General features: G+C 40.2%; 23 protein-coding genes and 1 riboswitch. Of the genes, 9 read left to right on the top strand and 14 right to left on the bottom strand.

Going from position 1 to position 25,880, the window contains the following annotated elements; genetic code table 11:
• Positions 1 to 208 precede the first annotated feature (208 nt).
• Positions 209 to 1,615: a family 43 glycosylhydrolase gene (locus tag PO903_RS12345; protein ID WP_502921641.1), complete on the top strand. Its 1,407-nt coding sequence runs from the start codon at positions 209 to 211 to the stop codon at positions 1,613 to 1,615.
• 186 nt (positions 1,616 to 1,801) lie between these two features.
• On the opposite strand, the gene PO903_RS12340 is transcribed toward PO903_RS12345, so the two are convergent.
• A complete protein-coding gene (locus PO903_RS12340) occupies positions 1,802 to 2,782 on the bottom strand; it encodes a DMT family transporter (protein WP_069326924.1) in 981 nt (326 codons plus the stop codon).
• Between the two features lie 136 nt (positions 2,783 to 2,918).
• A riboswitch (FMN riboswitch) is annotated at positions 2,919 to 3,076 on the bottom strand.
• A 387-nt stretch (positions 3,077 to 3,463) separates the two neighbouring features.
• Between PO903_RS12340 and PO903_RS12335 the strand changes: the two genes are divergently transcribed.
• Entirely contained in the window at positions 3,464 to 3,760 is a 297-nt protein-coding gene (locus tag PO903_RS12335; RefSeq protein ID WP_206665604.1) for a hypothetical protein, read from the top strand.
• 65 nt (positions 3,761 to 3,825) lie between these two features.
• Here PO903_RS12335 and PO903_RS12330 read toward each other — a convergent pair whose 3' ends face one another.
• Both PO903_RS12330 and PO903_RS12325 read right to left on the bottom strand, forming a co-directional pair.
• The gene (locus PO903_RS12330) at positions 3,826 to 4,698 is read right to left on the bottom strand and encodes a hypothetical protein (protein WP_273593556.1); all 873 of its coding nucleotides are present in this window, start codon (positions 4,696 to 4,698) and stop codon (positions 3,826 to 3,828) included.
• Positions 4,699 to 4,857: 159 nt separating this feature from the next.
• A complete protein-coding gene (locus PO903_RS12325; protein WP_069326922.1) occupies positions 4,858 to 5,733 on the bottom strand; it encodes a LysR substrate-binding domain-containing protein in 876 nt (291 codons plus the stop codon).
• Positions 5,734 to 5,948: 215 nt separating this feature from the next.
• Between PO903_RS12325 and PO903_RS12320 the strand changes: the two genes are divergently transcribed.
• Genes PO903_RS12320 through PO903_RS12305 form a run of 4 tightly spaced genes read left to right on the top strand, consistent with a single transcriptional unit; the run spans position 5,949 to position 11,031 of the window.
• Positions 5,949 to 6,932, top strand: a complete 984-nt coding sequence (locus tag PO903_RS12320) for an ABC transporter ATP-binding protein (protein ID WP_273593555.1) — start codon at positions 5,949 to 5,951, stop codon at positions 6,930 to 6,932.
• Between the two features lie 45 nt (positions 6,933 to 6,977).
• Complete coding sequence (locus PO903_RS12315; protein WP_273593554.1) at positions 6,978 to 8,012, top strand: ABC transporter substrate-binding protein; 1,035 nt, start codon at positions 6,978 to 6,980, stop codon at positions 8,010 to 8,012.
• A gap of 14 nt (positions 8,013 to 8,026) precedes the next feature.
• Positions 8,027 to 9,712 (top strand): ABC transporter permease, encoded by a 1,686-nt coding sequence (locus PO903_RS12310; RefSeq protein WP_502921689.1) that lies wholly within the window; start codon positions 8,027 to 8,029, stop codon positions 9,710 to 9,712.
• Positions 9,709 to 11,031 carry an MBL fold metallo-hydrolase gene (locus PO903_RS12305; protein WP_069326919.1) on the top strand — a complete coding sequence of 441 codons (1,323 nt, stop codon included), beginning with the start codon at positions 9,709 to 9,711 and terminating at the stop codon, positions 11,029 to 11,031. The genes PO903_RS12310 and PO903_RS12305 overlap by 4 nt, the downstream gene beginning before the upstream one ends.
• 202 nt (positions 11,032 to 11,233) lie before the next feature.
• On the opposite strand, the gene PO903_RS12300 is transcribed toward PO903_RS12305, so the two are convergent.
• Positions 11,234 to 11,482 carry a type B 50S ribosomal protein L31 gene (locus PO903_RS12300; RefSeq protein WP_069326918.1) on the bottom strand — a complete coding sequence of 83 codons (249 nt, stop codon included), beginning with the start codon at positions 11,480 to 11,482 and terminating at the stop codon, positions 11,234 to 11,236.
• 107 nt (positions 11,483 to 11,589) lie between these two features.
• On the bottom strand, positions 11,590 to 12,651 hold the full coding sequence (locus tag PO903_RS12295; protein WP_273593552.1) for a globin-coupled sensor protein: 1,062 nt from the start codon (positions 12,649 to 12,651) through the stop codon (positions 11,590 to 11,592).
• A 271-nt stretch (positions 12,652 to 12,922) separates the two neighbouring features.
• Here PO903_RS12295 and PO903_RS12290 point away from each other — a divergent pair, with 271 nt between their 5' ends.
• Positions 12,923 to 13,636 carry a DUF2161 domain-containing phosphodiesterase gene (locus PO903_RS12290; protein ID WP_273593551.1) on the top strand — a complete coding sequence of 238 codons (714 nt, stop codon included), beginning with the start codon at positions 12,923 to 12,925 and terminating at the stop codon, positions 13,634 to 13,636.
• Here PO903_RS12290 and PO903_RS12285 read toward each other — a convergent pair.
• Together PO903_RS12285 and PO903_RS12280 are read right to left on the bottom strand one after the other, a co-directional pair.
• The gene (locus PO903_RS12285; RefSeq protein WP_069326915.1) at positions 13,627 to 14,856 is read right to left on the bottom strand and encodes an aminotransferase-like domain-containing protein; all 1,230 of its coding nucleotides are present in this window, start codon (positions 14,854 to 14,856) and stop codon (positions 13,627 to 13,629) included. The genes PO903_RS12290 and PO903_RS12285 overlap by 10 nt on opposite strands.
• 48 nt (positions 14,857 to 14,904) lie before the next feature.
• Positions 14,905 to 15,624: a response regulator transcription factor gene (locus PO903_RS12280; protein ID WP_137222269.1), complete on the bottom strand. Its 720-nt coding sequence runs from the start codon at positions 15,622 to 15,624 to the stop codon at positions 14,905 to 14,907.
• Between the two features lie 249 nt (positions 15,625 to 15,873).
• Here PO903_RS12280 and PO903_RS12275 point away from each other — a divergent pair, with 249 nt between their 5' ends.
• On the top strand, positions 15,874 to 16,281 hold the full coding sequence (locus tag PO903_RS12275) for a hypothetical protein (RefSeq protein ID WP_069326913.1): 408 nt from the start codon (positions 15,874 to 15,876) through the stop codon (positions 16,279 to 16,281).
• Entirely contained in the window at positions 16,278 to 17,345 is a 1,068-nt protein-coding gene (locus PO903_RS12270; RefSeq protein WP_137222267.1) for a phosphodiester glycosidase family protein, read from the top strand. The genes PO903_RS12275 and PO903_RS12270 overlap by 4 nt, the downstream gene beginning before the upstream one ends.
• Before the next feature lie 160 nt (positions 17,346 to 17,505).
• Here the strand turns inward: PO903_RS12270 and PO903_RS12265 are convergent, their stop codons facing one another.
• From PO903_RS12265 to PO903_RS12235, 7 genes are all read right to left on the bottom strand, one after another.
• Positions 17,506 to 17,760: an AbrB/MazE/SpoVT family DNA-binding domain-containing protein gene (locus PO903_RS12265; RefSeq protein ID WP_069326911.1), complete on the bottom strand. Its 255-nt coding sequence runs from the start codon at positions 17,758 to 17,760 to the stop codon at positions 17,506 to 17,508.
• A 195-nt stretch (positions 17,761 to 17,955) separates the two neighbouring features.
• A complete protein-coding gene (gene trmL, locus PO903_RS12260; RefSeq protein WP_069326910.1) occupies positions 17,956 to 18,420 on the bottom strand; it encodes a tRNA (uridine(34)/cytosine(34)/5-carboxymethylaminomethyluridine(34)-2'-O)-methyltransferase TrmL in 465 nt (154 codons plus the stop codon).
• A 139-nt stretch (positions 18,421 to 18,559) separates the two neighbouring features.
• Positions 18,560 to 19,648, bottom strand: coding sequence for a 3-phosphoserine/phosphohydroxythreonine transaminase (serC, locus tag PO903_RS12255; protein WP_137222265.1), 1,089 nt, complete (start codon positions 19,646 to 19,648; stop codon positions 18,560 to 18,562).
• 430 nt (positions 19,649 to 20,078) lie between these two features.
• Positions 20,079 to 21,503: a type I glutamate--ammonia ligase gene (gene glnA / locus PO903_RS12250; RefSeq protein WP_273593550.1), complete on the bottom strand. Its 1,425-nt coding sequence runs from the start codon at positions 21,501 to 21,503 to the stop codon at positions 20,079 to 20,081.
• 385 nt (positions 21,504 to 21,888) lie between these two features.
• Positions 21,889 to 22,953, bottom strand: a complete 1,065-nt coding sequence (aroF, locus tag PO903_RS12245; RefSeq protein WP_273593549.1) for a 3-deoxy-7-phosphoheptulonate synthase — start codon at positions 22,951 to 22,953, stop codon at positions 21,889 to 21,891.
• 290 nt (positions 22,954 to 23,243) lie between these two features.
• Entirely contained in the window at positions 23,244 to 24,218 is a 975-nt protein-coding gene (locus PO903_RS12240; RefSeq protein WP_069326906.1) for a 4-hydroxy-3-methylbut-2-enyl diphosphate reductase, read from the bottom strand.
• Positions 24,219 to 24,360: 142 nt separating this feature from the next.
• A complete protein-coding gene (locus PO903_RS12235; protein WP_175425143.1) occupies positions 24,361 to 25,872 on the bottom strand; it encodes a sensor histidine kinase in 1,512 nt (503 codons plus the stop codon).
• Between the last annotated feature and the right edge of the window lie 8 nt (positions 25,873 to 25,880).

Here is a 25,880-nt window from a genome sequence, read left to right as displayed (position 1 = left end):
AGTAAAACCAAGCGTACGAATTATGCCTAATGTACCTGTTTGATCTCAAAGTGTAAACGGTTAAACTCTTCATTCAGACCCTCTCTTGAATATCTCCAATAGAATGTCTATCCATCCAAAATATCGTCCTGTTCCACAACTCTATTCTGCGTTACAGTTCCTATTGTAAGCGTTCTCTATTTTAAGAATATGCAAAGGGGTTGAATCAATGAACAGTCGTCGATTGATGATCAAAGGAGGATTTTTATTTTTGCTATTCACTTTGCTTATGAGTACCAGTATCAGTATGGCTTCAGCAGCATCTGTACAAAAACAGTTTTATAATGTCATTATGCAAGATGGTGCAGATCCGTGGATGTATAAGCATACCGATGGATTCTATTATTTCACAAAAACGACAGGGAACAATGTCACGATCTGGAAATCTTCAACATTAACCGGGATTGATGCTGCTGAAAAACGTGAAATTATCACAGGTGGACAAAATGTCTGGGCGCCTGAAATTCATTTTCTTAATGGAGCTTGGTATATTTACTATGCCAAAGACGATGGAGATAATGCTAATCATCGTATGTATGTCATGCAGAATACGAGCAGTAATCCCATGCAAGGCACTTGGGTAGATAAAGGTCAAATTACCGATACAACGAACCGCTGGGCGATCGATGGCACTCCACTATCAGTTAACGGACAATTGTACTTTATCTGGTCAGGTTGGGAAGGAACCGATAATGTTAGACAAAATCTTTATATTGCCCATATGAGTAATCCGTGGACGATTGATTCTGCACGTGTTGAAATTGCTCGTCCTACGTATGCATGGGAAACGAATCATCAACCTAACGTCAATGAAGGCCCTCAAGTGGTGATCAAAAACAACAACATTAATCTAATCTATTCTGCCAGTGGAAGTTGGACGAATGATTATGCGTTAGGCTTAATTACAGCACAGACGAACAGCAATTTATTAAGCCCTTCGGCTTGGAGCAAACGTGCTCAACCTGTATTCTCTTCTGCTAATGGAGTCTATGGCCCGGGTCATGCTTCATTTACCACTTCTCCTGATGGCAAAGAAGATTGGATTGTATATCATGCTGCCAAATTCAACAATTCAGGCTGGAACCGAGAAATTCGCACTCAGAAATTCAGCTGGAATACAGATAATACACCTCAATTTGGTCAACCACTGAATCCGAATGTACAGATAGCTATTCCATCAGGTGAACCAGATCGCAACCGTTATGAAGGCGAGCAAGGAACTTTTGGCGGAGCAGCTTATGCTTCTTCAAGCCCGAATGGTTCAGGATCGTCCAAAGCAGGTCATATTGATACAACAGGCAGTTATGTACAATATTCTGTGAATGTTCCTACAACAGGAACCTATATGCTAGCTGCACGTACAGGCAATGGCACCGATGGACTGGATTGGTCTACTCTGCGCCTTTCTGTCGATAGCAATAATGCAACAGACTTTTTTATTACGAATAAAGGTTGGGAAAATTGGGGATTATCAACGCAACGTCTATCGTTGACAGCAGGTAATCATACAATTCGTTTTAGTAAAGGAAATGGTTATGGAGAGTTAGACTTCTTCGATCTAGTACGTATTCAATAAATATAGAATACTTTCAGGCTTGAGATGACAAGCTACTGAATATTCGATATCTTATGACATCTCTGTCTTATACAAACTAAAAAAATCCTGTCTACTATAGCAGAATTTCGCTAGGTAGACAGGATTTTTGATATTAAAGTTACTATTTATAGATAGATGAACATATTCTTTTTGATACAACAGAGCTTATGATGCAGAAGGTACTGCTGTTTTGGCATCAGATGGTTGTTGACGTCTGGAAATAAAGAATAATGCTACCCAGATTAACAAGAATCCGACCAATTGAGCCCATGTTAATAATTGTCCAAATACGATCCAGTTAATAATGACACCGACTAATGGAAAGCTCAATTCTGCCAATGTTGCTACCGAAGCTTTGGTAGTCGACAATCCTTTATAATACATCAATAGACTGAGCAAGCCCGGCAATAAGGCTTGACCTAGCAAATTTAATGATACCGCTGCGATACCACCAGAATCAGCAGATAGGCTCCAAGCTGCACCTTCATGCCACGTTAATACAAGCAATAATGGTAGTGCCATAATAAAGCGCAATGATGTGACGGTCTCATATTTCATCTGTCCCACCATTAAGCGTCCCATAACTGTAGATCCACCCCATAATGCAGCTGCACCTAGAGCAAATAAACTACCGACCTGTACAAATTCACTCATATGACCAATCGGAATCGCGAATCCGAAAGTTAAAATATACGTACCGACTAATGCTAAAGCAAATAACCAGCCAAATCCACGCGGTAATACTTCTTTCAAAATAATACGGGCTAATACGATCGCAAAGATTGGTTGTAATTTCTGTAATAATAAGACGGCATTGAGGTTACCATGAGCCAATCCCATCGTAAATAGAATCGTAGCAATTGCTGATCCACCCCATGATAAGAACAATAACGCTCCAATATGGCGCATTTTTAATCCTTTTAATTCAGCACGGTTCACCCATAATACCGGAGCCGCCGCTAGAAAAACAATCAAATGCTCCAACAATACCAACTGAGTTGAAGTCATTGTTTTCAGCAAAATAATTCGGAACAGTGGATCTACGCCCCATAAAGCGGCGCCTACAAAAACAAGCCAAAATCCACTTTTAATATGACGCTGTCTAGCTGATGATGCTGTTTTGATGTTATAACTTGCATTTTCCATGATTCAAACTCCCTACGTGATTAGAATTTGAATATGAGATCTCATACGGAAAGCCCCCGTTATCAACGTACAATAAACGGGGGCTTGATCAAATAAACCTGCAACTGTATTTTACAATACACTGGCATGCTTATCGGTTGATCTTCTCCCATCCGGACTTTACCGTCGGCTCTGGATTCTCACCAGATCAGTCATTCCTCTATAAAACGAAAAATGAGTCGCGGGCTACCATTTTTTCACTTGTAAAAAATGTTCACCGCCGGTCGGGAATTGCACCCTACCCCGAAGATCTCTATTCGATTTTGGTTTGTTAGTATAATTTAGCTACTCTCATGTTTAACCATGAAAACAAGATTTGAAAACTTTCTTGTATCAAACATTCAATATATCTCATTATAAAGATACTTTTAGTAACTTGCAATAGTTTTGTACAAATAAATAGCTAACAATAGATTAAAACATTTAATTCCGATCAATTAACTATACTATACAACAAATATAATTTCTGTCTAGTCATGATCGAATGTTTCTATACATTTATAGATTTGTCGATAAAAATGGAAAATATAACTATTTTCTTTTGCATTACTCTATTGTCACATATCTGTAACAGTTGTATAATCATAGATGCTTTACATGTTTCCACAATATTCAGTACATAATTGAGAGGGGTAGAAAAATTTGGATTATAATTCGCAAAACAATGGTTACCCGCCTGCACAACCGGATGCACCTGCTTCTATTATCAGTGTGAAAGAATGGATGCTTACACTTTTATTGTTAGCTATTCCAATTGTCAATCTAGTGATGTTATTTGTATGGGCTTTTGGTGGCGGTACTCATCCTACCAAAGCTAACTATGCCAAAGCAGGACTGTTATGGGCAGCAATCGTTATTGTTATTTACATTGTTATCTTTCTTGTTTTCGGTGCAGCATTCTTTGCAGGTATGGGCAATATGGAACGCAGCGGATACTAATAGAACAACCAAAAGAAGCACCTCGCAGGGTGCTTCTTTTTTTGTCTATTTTTAAATAGATGTTCTTAGTAACGATCTAATACCAATTGTGTTTTGAGTGAATCTTGTGGTACTAACCAACCTTCTTGATTCAAATAGTTCATCAATTGTTGACGATCTGCTGCTGCTGTATTGTAATCATCAGTTTTGAACGAAATCTCTATCACTGGCTCTGTACCTGTTCCTGAAGCATTGCGAATTGGCCAAATTTCAACATCCACATCGATTCCGTTCCATGTTCCTTCATATTTACTAGCTACTACAGGTCCATAAGCACGAGACACTTTTAACTGCTTTTCACCCCAGCTTGATCCATCTTTCCACTTTTTCAATTTACCTGGAAGATTATCTACAAGTAGAGACAATGCTTTGCTATCTGCTGGCAATGTGGCTCCTGATGTGGTTGCTTTAGACTTTTTATCATTAGAAAGACTTAACGTCTGCTTACCATAACCCCAATCGACTTCAGCTTCATAATTCGTATCTGATGCATCGAATCCTTGTTGATTCGCTAGAGTTAACGCCGCATCAATATTTCCATTAGCAATGTTGTAACGCTTTTTATACGTCATTTCAAAATTATCTTTATCTGCTTTTTTGCGAAAACGTACATTCCAACCTTCACTATCTAACTGCTTATCACTAGTATCAAAATACTCTACCGCAATTTTCTGCGCTGTTGCAGGTAGATCAAAAGCATCTTTCACTTCAGACTGAATCGTTAGGTCGCTGTTCAGAATATCATCATCCAGCATAAATTTAACCTCATACGTTGGTATGAGATTGGCGGCTTTGGCATCGACAACAGATGTAGATTGTGGAATATACAATCCTGCGAACAACACACTGCTTAGCAATACCAATGGAGCTTTTTTACTGAGCTTCAATCCTAAATTCATTTGCAAATTCTCCCCTGTCTGTGGAATATCATTTGACTACTACTCCAATGTAACAGTGAAGAATGATAGCGGAATCAACAGATATAGATCATTTCGTAAAAGATATCTATAGTTTCTATATGCTATTCATCACTTTTTCGATACTACTGATATCTGCACTTAACTAAAATATTTCACAAACTGATGAATAAGCCCTGAATAATGACGTTGACTGTTATAGACATAATAAATATAACGATGAAAAGGCGTATTCGGTAATGGTCGCATATGGAGTAATCCTTGATGTACCTCTTCTTCGACAGCCATTTTGGATAAAAAAGAAACATACTCTCCTAGCATGACCGACTTCTTAATCGCTTCCGGTGAATCGAGTTCCATATATTGCTCGGATACCACACCTACACTACTCATCCAGCGATTGCTCAATTGGCGTGTACTTGATTCGCTACCATGAAGAACAAATCGGCTTTGACGTAGCGTGTCCATATGCAACTCTTCATAGTCTGCCAGCTTGTGATCCGGCGCGAAAATAGCCACCATTTCATCTTCATCGACTAATCCTTTGACTAATGAAGGATGTTCGAATGGTTCAGTCAGCATAATACCTAGATCAATCTCATGATTAATCAACATTTCTCTAATCACAGGCGAAGGCTTTACAGCAATCGAAATACTCACTCCCGGATAAGCACGACTGAACGTATCTATAATAGAAGGTAATAAATAGGTCGCTGGTACATAACTTGCTCCTATTCGTAAATTTCCTCGTTCCAATGCTCCAAATTCTTGTACCACTCTTCTCGATTCTGCGGCTAATGCGTTAATCTTAACTGCATAATGAAGTAGCGCTTTACCCGGTTCTTTGAGCATTACTTTGCCACCCCTGGATTCGAACAACGCAACACCCATTTCTTTTTCCAAGCTTTTCATATGAAAAGTAACTGTCGGTTGCTTGAGCCCTAACTCATCTGCGACAGCGGTGATTTTGTGATGTCGGTCTAATAATTCTACTATTTGAAATTTGATCAAATTCATCGTATAACCCCCATCATTGCTTTTCTTCCACCGTACCATAGAAACATTCGATGATTGTCAAAAGGAACACACTATAAACTTAATGTTGCGTTTACATTCCCCACATACCCCGTGCAAATTGAGCAGATATACTACATATAGAAAGTAGTTCAGGGCAGTATTCGCACACAGTAATCATGCCGATGAACAAGCGTCAAAGATAGGTGGAATACAAAATGACAGCATTAACGATTCAAGGGATCAGCAAGTCTTTTGATGGTGTACAAGCATTACAAGCGACTGATCTAGTGATCGCTTCTGGCAAATTCACAACATTACTCGGACCTTCTGGTTGTGGCAAAACCACATTATTACGTATGATCGCTGGACTTGAAACGCCCGATCAAGGAGAGCTACGAATCGAGAATGATATTCTGTACTCTTCCAAGCAACGTAAAAATGTCCCTCCACACCGCCGTGGATTCGGCATGGTATTCCAAGAATTTGCCTTATGGCCGCATCTCACTGTTTTTGAAAATGTCGCTTTCAGTCTACGTGCTTCCGGTCAGAAAAAAGATATTCAAGCACGCGTCACGACTGCACTGGAACAAGTACGTCTGCAAGGAATGGAACAACGTTATCCACATCAACTATCAGGTGGACAACAACAACGGGTCGCTTTTGCAAGAGCGATTGTAATGCAGCCACGTCTAATTCTATTTGATGAACCACTAAGTGCATTAGATGCCATTTTACGTGATGAAATGCGAACAGAGTTAATGAATTTGGTACAACAGTTAGGTGTAACAGCCCTCTATGTTACCCATGATCAGACTGAAGCTATGGCGATGTCTGATGAGATTATTGTGATGCAGTCTGGATCGATTTTACAACGTGGAACACCTGAACAAATTTATCGACAACCGACTCATCTATTTGTAGCTCGCTTTATTGGACATTCCAATTGGATTGATAATGGACATCAGATGGTTCGTCCCGAGCATATCCGCTGGCAGAGCAATCATTCGCCTGATGAACATATACATAATGGAATGATACGACAGGTCAGCTATATGGGTGATCGCTATGAAATTCTATTGGATATGGGTGAAGAACGACTCTGGACGGCTTATCAAGATGAACGAATGACTGTCGGTGAACAGGTCCATATTTATATTTCCGCACAACATGTTCATACGATCAATGCTGTCTCTGTGTAATCAGCTATTTAAATATGGATTTAACCACTCTAGGAGGAATAAATAATGAAATGGAATCAATTGTGGCAAAAAGGAAGTCTGCTTGCTTTAACAGCGATCTTGGGAACAACACTTGCAGGTTGTAGCACTTCGACAGGCGCATCAACTGCGGGTTCATCTACAGCAAAAGATGCAGGTACACTGGTTGTCTATAGTGCAGGACCTGAAGGATTAGCCAAAAAAATTCAAGCAGGTTTTGAAGCCAAAACAGGAATTAAAGTTGAAATGTTCCAGGGAACAACAGGTAAAATCCTTTCTCGTATGGAAGCTGAAAAAGCCAACCCTGTAGTCGATGTGGTTGTTCTCGCTTCTCTTCCATCTATGCAAGCATTAGCAAAAGAAGATATGACACTCGCTTATCCAGAAGCAGCTAATCACGATAAATTAGTCAAAGAATGGTCAGATACAGAAGGTAAATATGTGAGCTATAGCGCTTCTGCTCTCGGCATTGTCTACAATACCAAAGAAGTCACGACTCCACCTACATCATGGGCAGATCTTGCGAAGCCTGAATGGAAAGACAAAGTGAATATTCCTGATCCTTCGTTGTCTGGATCTGCGCTTGATTTTATTACAGGTTATTTAAGTGCTGAAGGTGATAAAGGTTGGTCATTATTTGAACAATACCAACAAAATGGAGTTGCTATTGCAGGTGCGAATCAAGAAGCACTTGATCCTGTCATTACTGGAGCCAAATCAGCTGTAGCTGCTGGTGTCGATTACATGGCATACAAAGCCAAAGCTGATGGTGAACCTGTCGATATCGTATATCCAAAAGAAGGTACAGTCATTAGTCCACGTCCTGCGGCGATTATCAAAACAAGTCAACATGCTGATCAAGCCAAGCAATTTATCGACTACCTATTGTCAGATGAAGCACAACAAATGGTAACCAGTGCTTATCTATTACCAGGAAGAACCGATATCACTGCTGACAATCGTGCCAACTTAAGTGAAATTCCAACATATCCTGTGAAATGGGATTGGATGGGCGAACACAGCGAAGAAACAACAACCAAATTTACGAACCTATATAAATAAGTGGTGATCCTATGATGAAAACAAATACTAATCGAACTCTATTCACTTATCAAAAAATCAGTACGGCTGCGGCATTTTTGCTGCTCGCCGTACTAATTGTATTTCCGCTCCTCATGATTTTCCGAACAGCTATTGACCAAAATGGTGTGATAGATCTAATGGCTCCTTTGCGTCTGCTCGGTCAAAGTGATCTTACTTCGGTGATGTTCAGTACATTATGGCTGGGATGTTGTGTGATTGTCACGACGACAGTGCTGGCGCTACCTTTAGCGTGGATGATGGCGAAAACAGCGATTGGTAGACAACGTTGGTTAGATGTTGTTTTTCTGATCCCTTTTATGACACCCCCTTATATTGGTTCTATGGGTTGGATGTTATTTATGCAAAAGAACGGCTATATGGAGCAGATTCTTCCCGCTTCAGCCAAAATCACACCTGCTTTTTTCAGCTTTGGTGGCATGGTCATGATTATGAGCCTACATCTATTTCCTTTTCTTTATCTAATTCTGCGCAATACGTTAGAACAGATCGGTGGAAGTACAGAAGAAGCCGCTTCTGTTCACGGTGCTTCCTTTGGCTATCGTTTCCGTCGCATTATTTTACCGTTATTATTGTCTAGCTATGCGATGGGTGCTCTATTAATCTTTGTCAAAACGATTGCTGAATTTGGTACGCCGGCTACCTTTGGTCGCAAAATCGGATTTTATGTTATGACGTCTGAGATTCATAAATATATTTCCAGTTGGCCGATTGATTTTGGCAAAGCGACTTCACTTGCTTCTTTACTTTTAACAGCATGTCTATTGATGTGGTATATCCAAAGTATATTAAGTAGTCGTTACTCTTACCGCTTAACAGGAGGTAAAGGATCACGTAGTAAAAAGTATTCTCTGCGTGGTTGGAGTGGAATTGTCTGCTGGTTGTATATCAGTATATTACTGATTACCTCTATTGGTATTCCTTACTTTTCTGTGATTACGGCTTCATTATTGCGCTTGCGCGGAACAGGGCTAGCTGTCGGTAACTTTACGTTAGAGCATTATAAAGACTTATTAAGCTTTGGTTCTGAGAGTATGGAAGCACTCATCAATAGCTTTACCCTTTCCCTTGTAGCTGCAACGATTGCTGTATTAATCGGTACATTTCTAGCGCTCAAAGTTGGACAGGGCAAACGATGGTCACAAAAAGGAATCGACCTATTCAGTCTAATGCCGAATACTGTTCCTGGAATCGTGATTGTTGTAGGATTGATCTTATTCTGGAATTCACCGTGGATGCCTATTCCTCTTTATAATTCATATGGCATGGTGGTCTTAACGTATATTATTTTGTTCTTGCCGTATACGTTACAGTATGTCAAAGCGAACAATGGACAGATTGATCCTATTTTATTACAAGCCGGTGCAATCTCTGGCGGGCACCCTTTATATGTATTCCGTCGTATTTTACTGCCTCTACTGCTTCCCGGTATGATCGCAGGTTGGACAATGACGTTTACGATTGCTAATCGTGAATTGGTGGCTTCCCTGTTAATTTTGCCACCATCCATGCAGACTTCTGCAACGTATATTTTTGCTCAATTTGAACAAGGAGCTGTATCGATGGGAATGGCGATGGCTGTCGTTTCAGTAGGGATTACTACAATCTTACTGCTGATTTTACAAACGTTACCTGCTTATCGGAAGCAGCAAGTATCATGATGGAACTCACTATACTTGGCGGTGCAGGTGAACATGGTCGATCCAGTTATCTACTCCAACAGGGGGAGCAGAGTCTGTTACTTGATTATGGGGTCAAAAAAGAAGGCGATGGACAATATCCGATCACACCTGATATGGATGAAATGGTCGCTAGTCTACAGACTGTCTTTTTATCGCATGCTCATGAGGATCATTGTATTGCATTACCTTTGTTATATAAACATGGTTACACAGGCGATGTCTGGACAACTAGAGCTACGGTAGGGCAATTACCTGCTTATTTTGAAGCTTGGAAAAAGTATACCGATCATCGCTCAGCAACACGCCCTTACGATGATGAAGATCAACAGCGTATCCAATTTCGTTATTTGGAAGATATCGCCCCACCGGGGAGCTGGAGCCCTTTGTTGCCTCATCTGAGTGTGTGCTGGGGTCGAGCAGGACATTTACCCGGTTCGATCTGGTTAGCGTTATGCTGGCATGATAAATATATTTTCTTTTCTGGAGATTATACATCAGAATCCCAGTTGTTAGCCGCCGATCGTCCACTGCACCAGACACGATTAATCTCAAAAACGCAAACGATTCCGGGTATTCTCCCTGATCTGGATATGGCAATTATTGATGCTGCGTATGGTGTTGACCCTGATCATCAAGATAATAAGTTAACCCAGTTGAAGCGACATATCGATGAGACTCTTCGGCAGCAGGGATCGGTGATGCTTCCTGTACCGGTCTATGGTCGGGGACAAGAACTCATGTTATGGGCAAGTGAAGAATATCCGAACACGCCCCTGCTTGTCGAAGCAGGGCTACTTAATAACTTGCGTTCATTTACAGCCGATACGTACTGGCTTCATTCACAAGCATGTGCACGGATTGAACGTTTGCTTCAGCACCCATTGCTGTATGTCATGGATGATGAACTATCTCGCACCACTTTGCCTGCACAATATCAGCAATTTATTTTATTTACCGATGATGGTATGATGCAATCGGTCAAAGCACAACAACATTATGAACGTATAGCAAACAATGAACATAATGCCGTGATTTTTACAGGGCATCTGGCGCATGGTTGCTTCGGACGTAGACTGTTGCTCGATACAGAACGTGAAGGTTGTAAAGTCTATTATGTCCGTTACAAAGTCCATCAAGGGCTTCCTGATGTACGGCGAATGTTACTGGATCTCAAAAGTCCACCTGCACTACTTGTTCATGCGACCAAATCACGTACCGATGGACTGGCGCTACGATTAGAACAAGAAGGGTTCCATCGTATTCATTCATTGCTTCCAGAAGACAAAATACAATTTTGAGTCCCTATAATTTTGAGTCACAACGATGATCATGGGAATGACAATACATGAACATGATCATCCCATATCATTCTTTACCTTTTGTATAAAAAGGCAACAAAAAAAGCGTACCATATTCATATCCTAGGATACGAACAGGTACGCTTTTTATGACGGTTCAAAACAGTTCGAAAACGTTTTGAAATGGTGTTCAACGTACGTCTTAGTTTTTCAAGCCGTATTTTTTGTTGAACTTGTCTACGCGGCCACCGATGTCTGCGTTTCTTTGTTTACCAGTGTAAAACGGGTGAGAAGCAGAACTAGTATCAACGCGAATCACTTGATAAGTGTTGCCATCTTCCCATTCCATAGTTTCGCCGGAAGTTTTAGTTGTTCCACTCAGGAACTTATATCCGCAACTTGGATCAAGAAAAATAGCTTGTTGGAATTTAGGATGTCCTTCTTTTTTCATGAGTATCACCTTCGTTCATAAAATTAATCGCACTTTTCTTATTATACACCGTTATATCCAAATGTCAAAGAACTTATGTTTTTAATTGCAATTAATTTTGAAATTTTTTAGGAAAGCTTGGGATTCATCTCTGTTCCTACAGTAACTGCCGAATCTTCTGACTCTGTATGTTGCAATTGTTCTAATTCAGAAGCTACTTGTTGAATCATATCTGCAAAAGCCGCTAGTTCTTGTGAGCGCCCTGCTTGATGACGTGACCACTCTACATTTTTGCCAAATTCAGATTGTACTTGATCCAGCTTACTCATAATCACTTTTAGCGTCAGACTGATATCTTGTAACGCATTCTGTGATGATCCGGCTAGCTTGCGTACTTCTTGCGCTACAATACTGAATCCTCTACCATATTCACCAGCATGAGCCGCTTCTATTGAAGCATTCAGACCTAACAGATGTGTCTGCTCCGATATTTCACGCATCACTGTTCCTACTTTACTAATCTCTTTGACTTCATACCCTAGCTCGTCCATCTGTTGCAATGAACTTTCTTGTGAATGTGCCATTTGATCTGCTGATTCTGAGATCACACGTGCATTATCATTTAATTTGACAATCATCTCACTGATCCGATTAACGGCTTCTGTGACAGCCGTCAGCATATGTTCTTTTTGATTGACCATATTTTGAATACGGTGTTGCTCTCGTTCACCATATGCTTCTAGCACCAATTGGGAATCCAGATTAAACATCTTAGTCAACGCATGTAGTACTTTGATCCATTGATCAGGAATTTCACGTTCTAATACAACCGTTGCAATATCGGTATACGTCATATACGTACCTAGATAATAATCCGAATTTAGTCCGATTCGTGAGTGAATACGACCAATCTTAAGTCTTTGCTCGATAAATTCTTCATCTACCGTGCCTGCCGCTAGTGAAATCCAGTAATCTCGTTGTGTCTGCTTCAGTCGATCAATCGTAGAACCTGCTTGCTTAATAATCTCATGCAAGGCTGGATATTGCTCAATATGATTATAAAAGTGATCAACAACCTCATCAACGACTTTGACAAATAAATCATAATGATGATGCAGTAATTGCAAATCAGCTTCTGTTAAGCCAATATATTGAAGTTGTTGTTGACGCTGCTTGGATACTTGGATCATGTGTAATACCTCCTTTTTGATTGATTATCAATCTCTATGATTTTATTCGTATCTTACCTTTTATTGTAAAAGATAGCTAATACCTAACATAAAATTTCATTCAAAATAGAGTACGCAATCACTAACTATTTTTATAACCTATTTCATCTTTTGTATTGTTTTTGTAGCGCTTCTATCTTGTGATCATCCTATGCTATACTGTCGAACATAAGACTCAACATCGTGCTATTTTATGGATAAAAGATGTACGTATTTAAAAGGAGAGAACATCGTGGCTGTACAACGAGAAACCGAACTTTATCTTCCAATCAAACAGTTCTTTACAGCTCAAGGATATGATATCAAAAGCGAAGTAAGGCATTGCGATCTGGTAGGTATACGAGAACAAGATCAAGAACCCCTGATTATTGAGATCAAAAAAACATTCAATATCGCTTTACTTCTACAAGGGATCGAACGACTGAAGCTTAGCTCCAATGTCTATCTGGCTGTTGAAAAAAATCGTGCCAAAAAAGGAGCGCACAATCAGCGTTGGAGTGAAATCACTGAATTGTGCCACCGATTGGGCTTAGGGTTAATTGTCGTGACTTTGTACAAAACAAAAGCTCCCTTTGTCGAGATATTATGTAGTCCAGCGATATCTTCTAAGCCTGTTCGTCCTGCTCGCCGTGGAAGTCGCAAACAAAGGTTGTTACAAGAAATTGCTGAACGAAGCGGAGATTACAATCTAGGTGGAAGTACAGGCACACCTCTGATAACCGCTTATCGTGAAAAAGCGCTGCGAATCGCTTCTGCTTTTGGTACCGACCTTTATCTATCACCACGGATATTGCGTGAGCGAAGCGGTGTCGGTATTACAGCAACGATAATGCAGCGCAATCATTATGGATGGTTTGAGCGGGTTGCTCGTGGTAGTTATCAATTAACTCCAGCCGGTAAGCTTGCTTTGGAACAATATGCGCATGTTGTCGAGAATCAGAAGTGACTTTGAGTTCTCATTTCAGCAATGCATTCAGAGATCAGATTCATGCCAAGTAATAACTCATCTCGTCCGGGATGGGTAAAATTAAGACGAATCGCACTTTTACCTTCATCACTAGCATAACAACGGGCACCTGGTAAAAATGAAACGCCTTTGGTCATCGCTCTTGTTAACAGTTCTTCGCCATCTAACTGATCTGGCAATGCTGCCCACAAAAACATTCCGCCTGAAGGCACATCTACTTGGGTTCCATGCCAGTTAGGACGTTTGAGCAATTCAAGCATTAATTTGAGTCGAATCTCATACTCACGATTCAACATCGTAATATGATTATCCCAATTGAAACGTGGCGATTGTAACAGACGTAACAAAATCGCCTGATTCATTGAGCTGGATTGCCAATCGGCGGTTTGCTTGGCAGCTGACATCACTTCGATCAATCGTGGATCTCCTGCTGCCCAACCTACCCGTAAAGCAGGTGCGATCGTTTTACTAAATGATCCGATATAAAGAACATGATTGCCTCCTTGCTCCCGATCCAATTGAAACAAGCTTGGATAACGACGGCGGAAAGAACGAACCGATTCCAATCCATAACGTAAGTCTCCGTATGAATCGTCTTCTGCGATCAACAATGTATATCGCTTACAAAGCTCTAGGATGGCTCGTCTACGCTCTAAGCTCCATACTCTTCCCGTAGGATTAGCGAAGCTTGGCGAAGCGCACAATAGCTTAGGACCATGTTCTACAATCAATCGTTCTAGATCTTCTGGAATCATACCTTCTTCATCACAATCCACATGAATCACATTTGCCCCTTGTAGACGAAGCACTTGCAGACAACCTGGTGAAGCCGGAGATTCAACCAATACTGTATCTTCCCGATCCACATAAATACGCACTAACAAATCTATCGTCTGCTGACTACCTGATGTTAACAAAATATCTTCAGGATCTACATTTAATTTCTGATCGATTTGCCAGCGGGTATTGAGCCAATTACGCAAAGCTAATGAACCAGCTGCTTCTCCATACTGAAGAACAAGCGGACCTGCTGAAAAAACAGCCCCTGCCGCCTCTCCTAATTGTGCCAATGGAAAAAGTTCTTCTGCTGGTAATTCTTCAGCGAGCGAAATCCATGATTCTCGGCGCTGTCTATTATCAATCGACCTGACTGAAAATGAAGGCATATTACTCACACTTGCTGCAAAAGAAAATTCCACCGCTCCAGCCTCCTGTACGATGCTTTTTCAAGATCATACACCTGAACTTTAATCGAGAGCAACCTCTTTTACTGGAACAATACTTTCAGGCGGTGTGATCATGTTGTTCATCGTTGCTATATTGAACGAAGCAGTATGCGAATATAACGTGTATTTTTCAATCGCTTGAGCGCGGCTGTTCACACCAAGTTTGTTATATATTTTGCGTAAATAGTTATCAACAGAACGTCGGCTCACACGGATCATATAAGCGATCTTATCGTATGTAAACCCTTGTGTAATTTGGATCATAATCGTGTGTTCGATTTTGGAAAGATCAAAATAACCATCGGTAGGAATTTCAGCAGGAATAGGAACTACTCCTTGATGAAGCCATGACAGAGGAATAACGGTTGATCCTTGACGTAGACTACTGATTAAATGCAACAATTGTGCAGGCGAAGATTCTTTAGATAACATGCCACTAGCACCCATACTCATTAATCCTGCAAATAAGGATAAATTATTATCGCTGGTCAACACGATCACATGGCTATCTCGACTCGCTTGTTTTACTTGGCGCAAATATAATTGAACCGATCCTTCAGGTAATGCATCATCTAGTAAAACAAGGTTAGGTTGAACACTAGCTACCAAATCGACGCCATCTTTTACAGAACTTGCAGTTCCGATAACACTCAAATGGGCTGTCTCTTCTAGTATCATTTTTGTTCCAAGCATCAGCGCCGGATGATTATCAATGATGATAACCTTCCAAATGTCCTCCATTTTGATACTTCCCCCTTTATAAAACATTATTAGTTACTGATTATTAACTTATATCTTGATATCGGCATCTTTCGTTAGATTTTTAACGTTTTTTGGATATTTGTGGATGTTGTCTCATGCGAGAATTGGATAATAGAAGAATTAGATACGTAAAATTTAAAATTAGTTTTAGGAAGATAGACTAGCTATATTGGACATGTTAAAATGGATTTTGGTCAAAAATAAAAAGCTTTATAGAGGTGAATAAATATGCATTCTAAAGCAGAGTCTTCTTCCCGTACAACGATGCGACATCAGAACAACAAAGGGTCCTCTGCCAAATGGTTTCTGGTATTTTGGATATTGATTATAGCGCTGGGTGCAACGATCGCCTACTTATATAGCAATCATATGAAGCAACAGATGATCACATCGATCAAAGCTGATACAGAGCGACAGATTTCATTATTGCAAAGTGACTATGAAAGTCGATTGAATGAAATGTCTAAAGAAATGACCGCTTTGCAAAGTAAAGTGGATTCGTTTAACGAACTGCTTACTTTTACAAAAGATAATGCGAGCAGCAAAACCGATAACAGCAACAAATTGTACACTCAATTGAATGAAGTACAGAAGCAACTCAATACTTTACAAAAGAAAATGGATTTATTGAAATGAGTATACGTGCCAAAAAAATCAATCGGTTATTGATGTTAGCGACAGCGCCTTTTGCCGGGTTATTAGTCATTATGTTGCTTCAATCCAATCAGGTAGCTGTTCCTTTGGATATCGAAAAGTATGCGCCAATCAATCATCTTAGCGATCAATCTCAACAAATTCTAACTCACCTGAAACAAGCTGAAAAAGTAGCTGTCCAGACTTCATCGTCTATTGAACGCACGACCAAGCTATACAATCAGACCACATCAACGATGTCTCATATTGTGCAGACTGCTTCTTCACAAGCCAGTAAGCCTGAACAAATTTACAATAAGCGAATCACTTCCAAATTAGGTGCAGCTTCTGAGAAAGTGAACAGTCAGCGCATCAATATTGAGCTGTATCGTCTAAATCCGGGCACATACAAAGCCTATGCTATGAAAATTAAGCTGAAAGAGCCTTCTGCGATGAATATGACCCTCGGTAAAGATTCATGGGGTGGCGCAGAAACGACCTTAACAGCAGTTCAGCGTTCAGGAGCTATTGCCGGGATCAATGCTGGCGGTTTTGCAGACGGTGGTGGCAAACGTTATCCTTTAAGTACAACGGTACTGAATGGCAAATATATCAATGGCTTTCAATCGACATTCAAAGACTTATTTTTTGTCGGTATGAATAAGACAGGGCAACTGATTGGCGGTAAATTTACAAGCAAAGCGAATCTGGATGCTTTAGATCCTTCGTTTGGTGCTTCTTTTGTTCCGGTATTGATTCAAAATGGCAAAAAGGTACCGATTCCTGCCAAATGGAAAGCTTCGCCTTTACGTGCACCCCGCACAGTTATTGGTAAATATAAAGACGATCAGATCATTGTAATCGTTGCAGATGGTTATAATGAAAATGGAAGTTCAGGCGCTACACTGGTTGAACTGCAAAATAAATTATACAAAATGGGTGTTGTCGATGCGTATAATCTGGATGGTGGCGGATCGACTTCACTGATTTTGAATGGTCGGGTGATCAATCATCCTTCAGATGGGAATCTGCGTCCTGTACCTACACACTTTTTATTCTTCAAATAATGTGCTAACAAGTTAATTTATCCACAGATACTATAAAGAACGACAAAAAAGAACCTTCCATTATGCACTATACAGTGCTGGAAGGTTCTTTCTGATTGCCCATTTTATAAAGAGACTACAAACGAGTTTCTTTTATCTAAAATGTCTTTTATTAATTAAATTAAGCATTTTTAGGAATTAAATTCATTTCTTCCATACATTGAGCACATACATAACGTTCTTTGAATTCGCCTACTTCTTCCATAGATCCACAGAAAACACATTTCGGGCGATATCTTTCCAAAATAATATGGTCGCCCTGTACCAAAATCTCTACAGGATCTCCTTCGTTCATTTGGTATCTTTTACGCAACGACTTCGGTAATACGATTCTTCCAAGTTGATCGACTTTACGTACAACGCCTGCTGGTTTCATACTAATATACACCTCGCTAATATTTATACTTTGTGGATTAAAGTAGTGAAGACAATAAGTGATTATAAAATTTGGAATATCAGCTATATATTCACTATACTTTATTACTTTCATTTATTTCTCCACTTACTTCTTTAATCCTGCTAACTTTTATTAATTCTTACCAAAATTTTGATACAGAGTTATGAAATGCTATTAATCCAAATGCAAAAAGTTAAGCTGACGTAGTGCTTCATATACAACGATGGCTGCTGAATTCGAAAGATTCAACGAACGTACATCGTCTGACATCGGCAGACGCATAGCTGTATCTGCATTAGCTGCAATTAATTCAGGTGGTAATCCCTTTGTTTCTTTACCAAATACAAAAAAGTCACCGTCTTGAAATTGAAAATCAGTGTATCTATTTTTCACTTTAGTTGTTGCATAGAAGAAACGGTGATCCGAGTAGGTCTTTTGAACCTCTTCGAAAGAATCATGATATTCAACATTGACTGCATGCCAGTAATCGAGACCTGCTCTTTTCAGTGTAGAATCGTCCGTTTTGAAGCCTAAAGGACGTACAAGATGCAGATGCGTTCCTGTAGCTGCGCATGTTCTAGCAATATTGCCGGTGTTTGCCGGGATTTCAGGTTCAACGAGTACAATGTGTAGTGCCATAGGTTTATTTCCACCTTTTATATAGTTCTTTTTGATTATAACCGATTTCGGTAAAATGCGACAGCTTTTGACAAAAATAATTGGAAATTTTTTTTAAAAAAGCCTTCCCAGAGGGGAAGGCTGTCATTCCTTAGTACATTCAGCCATTTTTACTCTGAAATTCCTTCATAAATTCGACCAGAGCATTACAGCTTTCATAAGGAACAGCATTATAGATCGAAGCACGTAGACCACCTACGCTACGGTGACCTTTCAAACCAATAAATCCTGCTTCTTCCGAAGCTTTAACAAATGCTTTTTCCAATTCTTCTGATGCTAGACGGAATGTAACGTTCATGATCGAACGACTTTCAAGTTCAGCCGCCCCTTTGTAAAAACCATTACTGTTATCAATCGCATCATAGATTAGTGTTGCTTTTGCTTCATTTTCGCGCTGAATACCTTCAAGTCCGCCTTTTTCTTCAATCCATTTTAAGACTTCATTTACCATATATATCGAAAAAGCAGGCGGTGTATTGTATAGTGAATTATTTTTGGTATGCGTGCTGTAACGGAATATCGATGGAATATGCTTAGGAGATTCTGTAATTAATTCTTCTTTCGCAATAATTACGGTTACTCCTGATGGCCCTAGATTCTTCTGTGCGCCTGCATAGATCATATCGAATTTGCTCATATCCAATGGACGACTTAGAATATCACTCGACATATCTACTACTAAAGGAATATCTCCTGTATCCGGGAACTCTGTAAATTGTACGCCTTCAATCGTCTCATTCGAAGTCACATGCACATAAGCGGTATTTGCTGGCAGATCCAATTGAGATAGATCAGGAAGCTTCATATACTTATCTGCTTCTGAAGAAGCCACAACGGTTGTATCACCGACCAACTTCGCTTCGCTTAATGCTTTGCTTGCCCAACTGCCTGTAGCTACAAAACTTGCTGTTTGGCCTTCAGCTAATAGATTCATCGGAATCATAGCAAATTGAGTGCTAGCGCCTCCTTGTAAAAATAATACCTTATAACCTTCCGGGTTGCCTAGTAAGGACAACAGACGATCCTGAGCTTCGCTATGTACCTTTTCATATACTGCGCCACGATGTGACATCTCCATAATAGACATTCCTGTATTTTGATAATCCACAAATTCTTTTTGTGCACGCTCTAATACTTCTAAAGGCAATGCAGCCGGTCCAGCATTAAAATTGTACGCTCTTTTTGTCATGTTGTTCTCCACCCTTTCAATTTCAACATTCCACTTTCATTTTGCGCTTATGGTGCCAAGCGCTGATGGTAAGATATTTTGCTTTGCAAAAATCACTTTTCCATTTTACGGGTCGCGCTTATGGTGCCAAGCGCTGGTTGTCAGATATTTTGCTTTGCAAAAATCATTTTCTCATTTTACGGGTCGCGCTTATGGTGCCAAGCGCTGGTATGTTAGGTTTGTGCTAAATGATTATCGCTATGATATCAGCTATTCTAGGGGTGATCAAGTGTCTTTTGTCACTTGAAATTGTGAGTTGAACCCAATTCTGTGAACAAACAGGAATGTAATCGTTTTATTTTTGAACTCATATAAAAATCCTCCGGAAAAGATGTTCCGGAGGATTTTGATTACATTATCTCTACGATCTACCTTTAGAAATAAGTAACAATTAGCAATCGTAGTACAAGCTGAACTCGTGTGGATGTACACGAATTGCAACGTCTTTCGCTTCTGCACGTTTGAATGAAATATAGTTTTGGATAAAGTCTTTTGTAAATACATCGCCTTCAAGCAAGAAGTCAAAGTCTTTTTCCAACTCATCCAAAGCCTCTTCCAATGATGCTGGAACACTACGGATACCTTCTTTTTCTTCTTCTGGCAATTCATAAATATTTTTGTCAAAAGGACCATATCCTAATTCACGAGGATCCATTTTTTTCTTGATACCATCAAGACCAGCCATTAACATTGCAGAGAACGCAAGGTAAGGGTTAGCTGTAGAATCTGGTGTACGGAATTCGATACGACAACCTTTAGGTGTTACAGATGCAATAGGAATACGAACTGCTGCCGAACGGTTACCTTTCGAGAATACCAAGTTAACCGGTGCTTCATAACCAGGTACAAGACGTTTGAAAGAGTTAGTACTTGGGTTAGTCAATGCGATCAATGCTGGAGCATGGTACAAGATACCGCCCAAATAATGCAATGCCATTTCACTCAAGTTTGCGTAAGCACCTTTTTCGTAGAACAAAGGAGTATCACCATTGAAAATAGATTGGTGAACGTGCATACCGCTACCGTTATCACCGAACAAAGGTTTAGGCATAAACGTTGCTGTTTTGCCATATTGTTGTGCTGTGTTATGCACGATATATTTGTATTTCATTAAGTTATCAGCTGTTAATTTCAATGTGTCAAAACGGAAGTTAATCTCTGCTTGTCCAGCCGTAGCTACTTCATGGTGATGACGTTCAATGCGAAGTCCTGCTTCTTCAAGCAAACGACACATTTCGCTACGAATATCTTGTTGAGAATCGACAGGAGCTACTGGAACATATCCGCCTTTTTTACGGATTTTGAAACCAAGGTTACCGCCATCTTCTTTGCGGTTCGTGTTCCAGAATGCTTCGTTAGAATCAACGGAGTAAGAGGATACATTCACATCGCTTTGGTAGCGTACATCGTCAAAGATAAAGAACTCGGATTCAGGAGCAAAAAATGCTGCTGTTCCTACACCGCTTGTTTGCAGATATTCTTCAGCTTTCTCTGCAATACCACGCGGATCGCGTTCATAACGCTCGCCGTCCGGGGTGAAGATATTGCACATAATGTTCAACGTTGGATGAGCAGTAAAAGCGTCGATAAATACGGACTCCGGATCTGGCATCATAACCATATCAGACTCCTCAATACCGCGGAACCCAGGAATTGAAGAACCATCAAACGCAACACCATTTACAAAAGTATCCTCATCCACTTCACTAGCTGGCAATGAGATATGGTGAGCACGACCAGACAAATCCACGAAACGAAAATCAAACCACTCAATGTTGTTTTCTTGTGCAAGCTTCAATACGTTTTCTACCGCCATTTGTACTTTCCTCCCCAAATTTCCGAACATTACACTCTTTTTCGATGTCGAATGTTCATTCTCTCGATTTTTTTTCTGTCGTCATTATAAATCGTAAAACCTTACATCGTCAATAGCCTTTTTACATATCTCTAAAATTTATGTAAGATATGCTTACACTCATAGCTTACCAAAAAAGAAAACAGCTCGTCAATCCGTCAATTAAAAATCGGAATGAGTGAGCTGTTTTTTAAACCTTACATCATTTTCTGAATTAGCAGTATATTCCAGCCATACCTAACATGAAAATCAGGTATTTTATTTAAAATCCATTTTTACTTTTATGCAGACGTATCCTTATTCAAATCAACTCATTTTTAAATAATATTCGGTTAATTTAAATATACTATACTTGCACAGAGGATTCAAAAAACGCCGCTGGTGCTTTAGCTGTAGCAAATGTTTTGCCCAAAAGCGGAGATAACTGTTCTAGCTCTCGCAATAATTTGGCAAATTGATTCGGAAATAAAGATTGAACACCATCACCAGTCATCGAGTTATCTGGATCGGTATGCATTTCGATAATCAGACCATCTGCACCTGCTGCTACTGAAGCTTTGGTCATAGGCTCTACCAGTTCACGACGTCCTGTACCATGACTTGGATCTGAAATCACAGGTAAGTGGCTCAATTGTTGTAAAACAGGAATAGCCGACAGATCAAGCGTGTTACGAGTGTACGTCTCAAACGTACGAATACCACGTTCACAGAGCATTACATTAGGATTACCACCTGCTAGAATGTATTCAGCCGCATTCAAAAATTCATCGTACGTCGAACTGAATCCACGTTTGAGCAATACAGGCTTCCGGCTTTCTCCTAATTTGCGTAACAAATCAAAGTTCTGCATATTACGAGTACCTACTTGCAAAATATCAGCGTATTGTCCGCAGATATCAACATACTCTGGCGTCATGACTTCTGTAATCGTCAGCAGTCCATGTTTCTTCCCTGCTTCTGCCATCATAATCAATCCTTCAACACCTACACCTTGGAAGCTATATGGTCCTGTACGAGGCTTAAATGCTCCCCCGCGTAATATCTGTCCACCTGCCGCTTTGACTAGACGAGCAATCTCATCAATCTGTTCTGCGGATTCCACTGCACAAGGACCACCCATAACGACGAGTTCTCCGCCACCAATCGATACATCTCCAATTTGGATAACTGTATTTTCAGGATGGAAGTCACGACTGGCTAATTTGTAGGATTTGGAAATTTTCATTACTTTGTCTACACCTTTCATCTGCTCTAAATGTTCCATTAATCGAGGCTCAGCTGTTCCAATAAGTCCGATTACAGTATGATCTGCTCCACGAGAAATGTGTGCTTGTAATCCTGCTTGTTCAATCACGTTGGTAATCTCTTTTACTTGCTCCTGCGGTGTTTGGTTCGATACGATAACGATCATATTTGATCTTCCTCTCATTGTGGGGTTGGTGATGATATACACCTAAATAGACAACTATATAAAATGACTGAAATATGAGATATTTATTTGTATTTTGCATCATCACTTAGACGCTTGTTCGCTTTCAAGCTTTTAATCACTAAAGTAAATATACAGCACTCTATAAGACATGTCAAGCAGTGTCATAGTACAAAATCTTGTACGCATAGTATAAAGAATAAAAAAATAAAAAGTGCCTTTCCCATCAAGGGTTAGGCACTTTTTGTATATCTATTCGTGGACAGTGTCCATCAGTGGCGGACAGGTTGATTGGTTGTTCTGCCTTTTTTCTCACGCACAGGTGGTAACAAACGTTTAGGATCTACGGTTCTTACCATTTCCCATGTGGATTCGTCATCGTTATCATACTTCTCTAAATAGTTAATCACTTCTTTGGTGATCGGAGTTGGCGTCGATGCACCTGCTGTAACAGCCACTCTACTTTTACCAATTAACCATTCACGTTTGAGCTCTGTGATATCAGAGATACGATAAGCAGTAACGCCTGCGATTTCTTCAGATACCTGTGCTAGACGGTTAGAGTTATTACTACGTGGGTCACCTACAACGATTACAAGCTCTGCTTGGCCGGCTTGTTCAGCTACCGCTTCTTGGCGAACCTGAGTCGCTAAGCAAATCTCATTGTGCACTTCTGCTCCCGGGAATTTCTCCAGAAGATTTTTCATAATCAAACGAATATCCCATTGGCTCATTGTGGTCTGATTGGTAATCACAATTTTGCCTGCTGGAATCTCTAAATGATCAATCTCTTCTTCTTTTTCAATCAAATGAACTTGATCCGGTGCAACACCAATCGCACCTTCAGGTTCAGGATGACCTTTTTTACCGATATAGATAATCTGATAACCTTCGCTTGCTTTATCACGGATCAGATCATGCGTACGTGTAACATCAGGGCATGTCGCATCTACAGTAGTTAATCCTTTTTCACGAGCCAGACGGCGAACTTCAGGAGAAACGCCATGAGCGGTGAAAATTACTGTTCCACTTTCAACTTGCTCTAGAATTTCTACACGATTCGGTCCATCTAAAGTAATAATACCTTGATCTTCAAACGATTGAGTGACATGACTGTTATGCACAATCATACCGAGTATATAAATAGGCCGTGGTAAGTCAAGGTTCTTGGCAGCTTGCTGAGCAAGTACCATAGCATCTACTACACCATAACAATACCCACGCGGCGCAATCTTTACAATTTCCATGAAGGGGTACACCTGCTTTCTAGGGTTGGCTTAACTTGCAAAAGAAGCAATAGCAACTTCATTATAACCCATTTGATAGGGCACGGGAAAGGAAAGTAGCAAACACAGTCACAAAAAGCTACTATTGTTTGCTACCTGTTGTCTATTCTGGTTTTGGGGGATCAGGAATCTCGGTCTCAGGCTCTGCATCAAATACAGGTTCAGCTTTATTTTGGGCTGGTACAGCTGCCAGTGGAAGCCAGATCACAAAGGTTGTTCCTTTGCCTTTGGCGGTGACCACTTCTACAGAACCCGCATGCTCATCAATAATCCATTTGGCTATAGATAAGCCCAAGCCTGTTCCCGGCGTTACTCCACGCGATTCATCTGCTCGATAGAATCGTTCAAAAATATGAGGCACTTCTTCTTGATCCATACCGATTCCGGTATCGCTGATTCGAATCCCGATCTGATTCTGATACAACACGGTATCTAGAGATACTGTACCCTCTTTGGTATATTTAAAAGCATTTTCAATAAAAATAAACAACATTTGTTGCAAATAATCTTTGTTACCATAAATATGATAGTCGTCTAAAGCCACAGTGTTCGCTGGTTGCCATGTTGCTTTGTGAGGAATAAACTGTGCACGTCTCATCACATCATCCAAAAGAGCGCCAGCAGGCAAGCTCTCCATCACGATTGTCTGCCCGGCATCAGCCCGAGCTAACGAAAGCATATCATTTACAAGGCGACTCATCCGTTTGGATTCATCTGCAATATCGTTAATCGACTCCATCGACAATTGCTTTAGACTTTCTTCATCTAAATGAGGAGCTTCATGAGGCTTTTTATTCCATGCTTTTTGCAACAAATCAACATTACCACGAATCGTAGTTAATGGAGTACGTAGCTCATGGGACGCATCAGATACAAACCGGCGCTGAGCAGCATAAGCTTCTGCCAAGTCTTTATAAAATACTTCGGTTCTGCCTAACATTCCATTTACTGTACTAATCAATTGACCAATCTCATCATGAGGTCCATCATAATCGATCCGTACACTTAAATCTTTTCCTTTTTGAATCTGACTCGCCGCATCAATAACCTTTTCAATCGGAGCCATGGACTTGCGCGCTAGAAATAGACCTAACGTAAACGCAATAAACAATGTCGCTAATGATCCTACAATCAACGTCACCCGCAGATCATCAAATAACTGACGAGCATCGGTCATATCTGCTGCGACCATTAAAACGCCCACCATTTTTGTTTGATTATCGATTTCATACGGTATACCACCATAAGCGACTAAGTAGGTACGATCATTATATTGAATTTGCTTTAATTCGTTAGGTATTTTGTTAGAAGCAGGAGCTTGCAAAAAAGTACCGTTGATATTGTTGTTAATTCCATTGGTGTAATTTTTGAGCTTTACCCGAAAGCCAGCGTCTGCCAAACGGTCATGATCTTTCGGTGATAAAAACACATCAATCTGCTCATTATTTACTTCGCTCACTATAATCTGTGTTTTGCTAATTTGATCCACCAGACGATTCTGTAAATCTTGATACGTATTGAAATACACAAATCCATAAATCGCTATACTAAAAAGCATTAAAGTCACTGCCAGTATCCCCGAGTACCATACCGTCAGCCTTAAGCGTATTGACATACTGTCAG

Origin of the sequence: Paenibacillus sp. PK4536, from assembly GCF_028594455.2 — a bacterium.
Lineage (GTDB): Bacteria > Bacillota > Bacilli > Paenibacillales > Paenibacillaceae > Saccharibacillus > Saccharibacillus nuruki.
This window is presented reverse-complemented; position numbering and strand designations above follow the sequence as displayed.

What these genes read in the sequence shown, in the direction of transcription:
- PO903_RS12345 (WP_502921641.1), top strand. Translation starts at nt 209, where the DNA reads ATGAACAGTCGTCGATTGATGATCAAAGGAGGATTTTTATTTTTGCTA.
- PO903_RS12340 (WP_069326924.1), bottom strand. Translation starts at nt 2,782, where the DNA reads ATGGAAAATGCAAGTTATAACATCAAAACAGCATCATCAGCTAGACAG.
- PO903_RS12330 (WP_273593556.1), bottom strand. Translation starts at nt 4,698, where the DNA reads ATGAATTTAGGATTGAAGCTCAGTAAAAAAGCTCCATTGGTATTGCTA.
- PO903_RS12325 (WP_069326922.1), bottom strand. Translation starts at nt 5,733, where the DNA reads ATGAATTTGATCAAATTTCAAATAGTAGAATTATTAGACCGACATCAC.
- PO903_RS12320 (WP_273593555.1), top strand. Translation starts at nt 5,949, where the DNA reads ATGACAGCATTAACGATTCAAGGGATCAGCAAGTCTTTTGATGGTGTA.
- PO903_RS12315 (WP_273593554.1), top strand. Translation starts at nt 6,978, where the DNA reads ATGAAATGGAATCAATTGTGGCAAAAAGGAAGTCTGCTTGCTTTAACA.
- PO903_RS12310 (WP_502921689.1), top strand. Translation starts at nt 8,027, where the DNA reads ATGAAAACAAATACTAATCGAACTCTATTCACTTATCAAAAAATCAGT.
- PO903_RS12305 (WP_069326919.1), top strand. Translation starts at nt 9,709, where the DNA reads ATGATGGAACTCACTATACTTGGCGGTGCAGGTGAACATGGTCGATCC.
- PO903_RS12300 (WP_069326918.1), bottom strand. Translation starts at nt 11,482, where the DNA reads ATGAAAAAAGAAGGACATCCTAAATTCCAACAAGCTATTTTTCTTGAT.
- PO903_RS12295 (WP_273593552.1), bottom strand. Translation starts at nt 12,651, where the DNA reads ATGATCCAAGTATCCAAGCAGCGTCAACAACAACTTCAATATATTGGC.
- PO903_RS12280 (WP_137222269.1), bottom strand. Translation starts at nt 15,624, where the DNA reads ATGGAGGACATTTGGAAGGTTATCATCATTGATAATCATCCGGCGCTG.
- PO903_RS12275 (WP_069326913.1), top strand. Translation starts at nt 15,874, where the DNA reads ATGCATTCTAAAGCAGAGTCTTCTTCCCGTACAACGATGCGACATCAG.
- PO903_RS12270 (WP_137222267.1), top strand. Translation starts at nt 16,278, where the DNA reads ATGAGTATACGTGCCAAAAAAATCAATCGGTTATTGATGTTAGCGACA.
- PO903_RS12265 (WP_069326911.1), bottom strand. Translation starts at nt 17,760, where the DNA reads ATGAAACCAGCAGGCGTTGTACGTAAAGTCGATCAACTTGGAAGAATC.
- trmL (WP_069326910.1), bottom strand. Translation starts at nt 18,420, where the DNA reads ATGGCACTACACATTGTACTCGTTGAACCTGAAATCCCGGCAAACACC.
- serC (WP_137222265.1), bottom strand. Translation starts at nt 19,648, where the DNA reads ATGACAAAAAGAGCGTACAATTTTAATGCTGGACCGGCTGCATTGCCT.
- glnA (WP_273593550.1), bottom strand. Translation starts at nt 21,503, where the DNA reads ATGGCGGTAGAAAACGTATTGAAGCTTGCACAAGAAAACAACATTGAG.
- aroF (WP_273593549.1), bottom strand. Translation starts at nt 22,953, where the DNA reads ATGATCGTTATCGTATCGAACCAAACACCGCAGGAGCAAGTAAAAGAG.
- PO903_RS12240 (WP_069326906.1), bottom strand. Translation starts at nt 24,218, where the DNA reads ATGGAAATTGTAAAGATTGCGCCGCGTGGGTATTGTTATGGTGTAGTA.
- PO903_RS12235 (WP_175425143.1), bottom strand. Translation starts at nt 25,872, where the DNA reads ATGTCAATACGCTTAAGGCTGACGGTATGGTACTCGGGGATACTGGCA.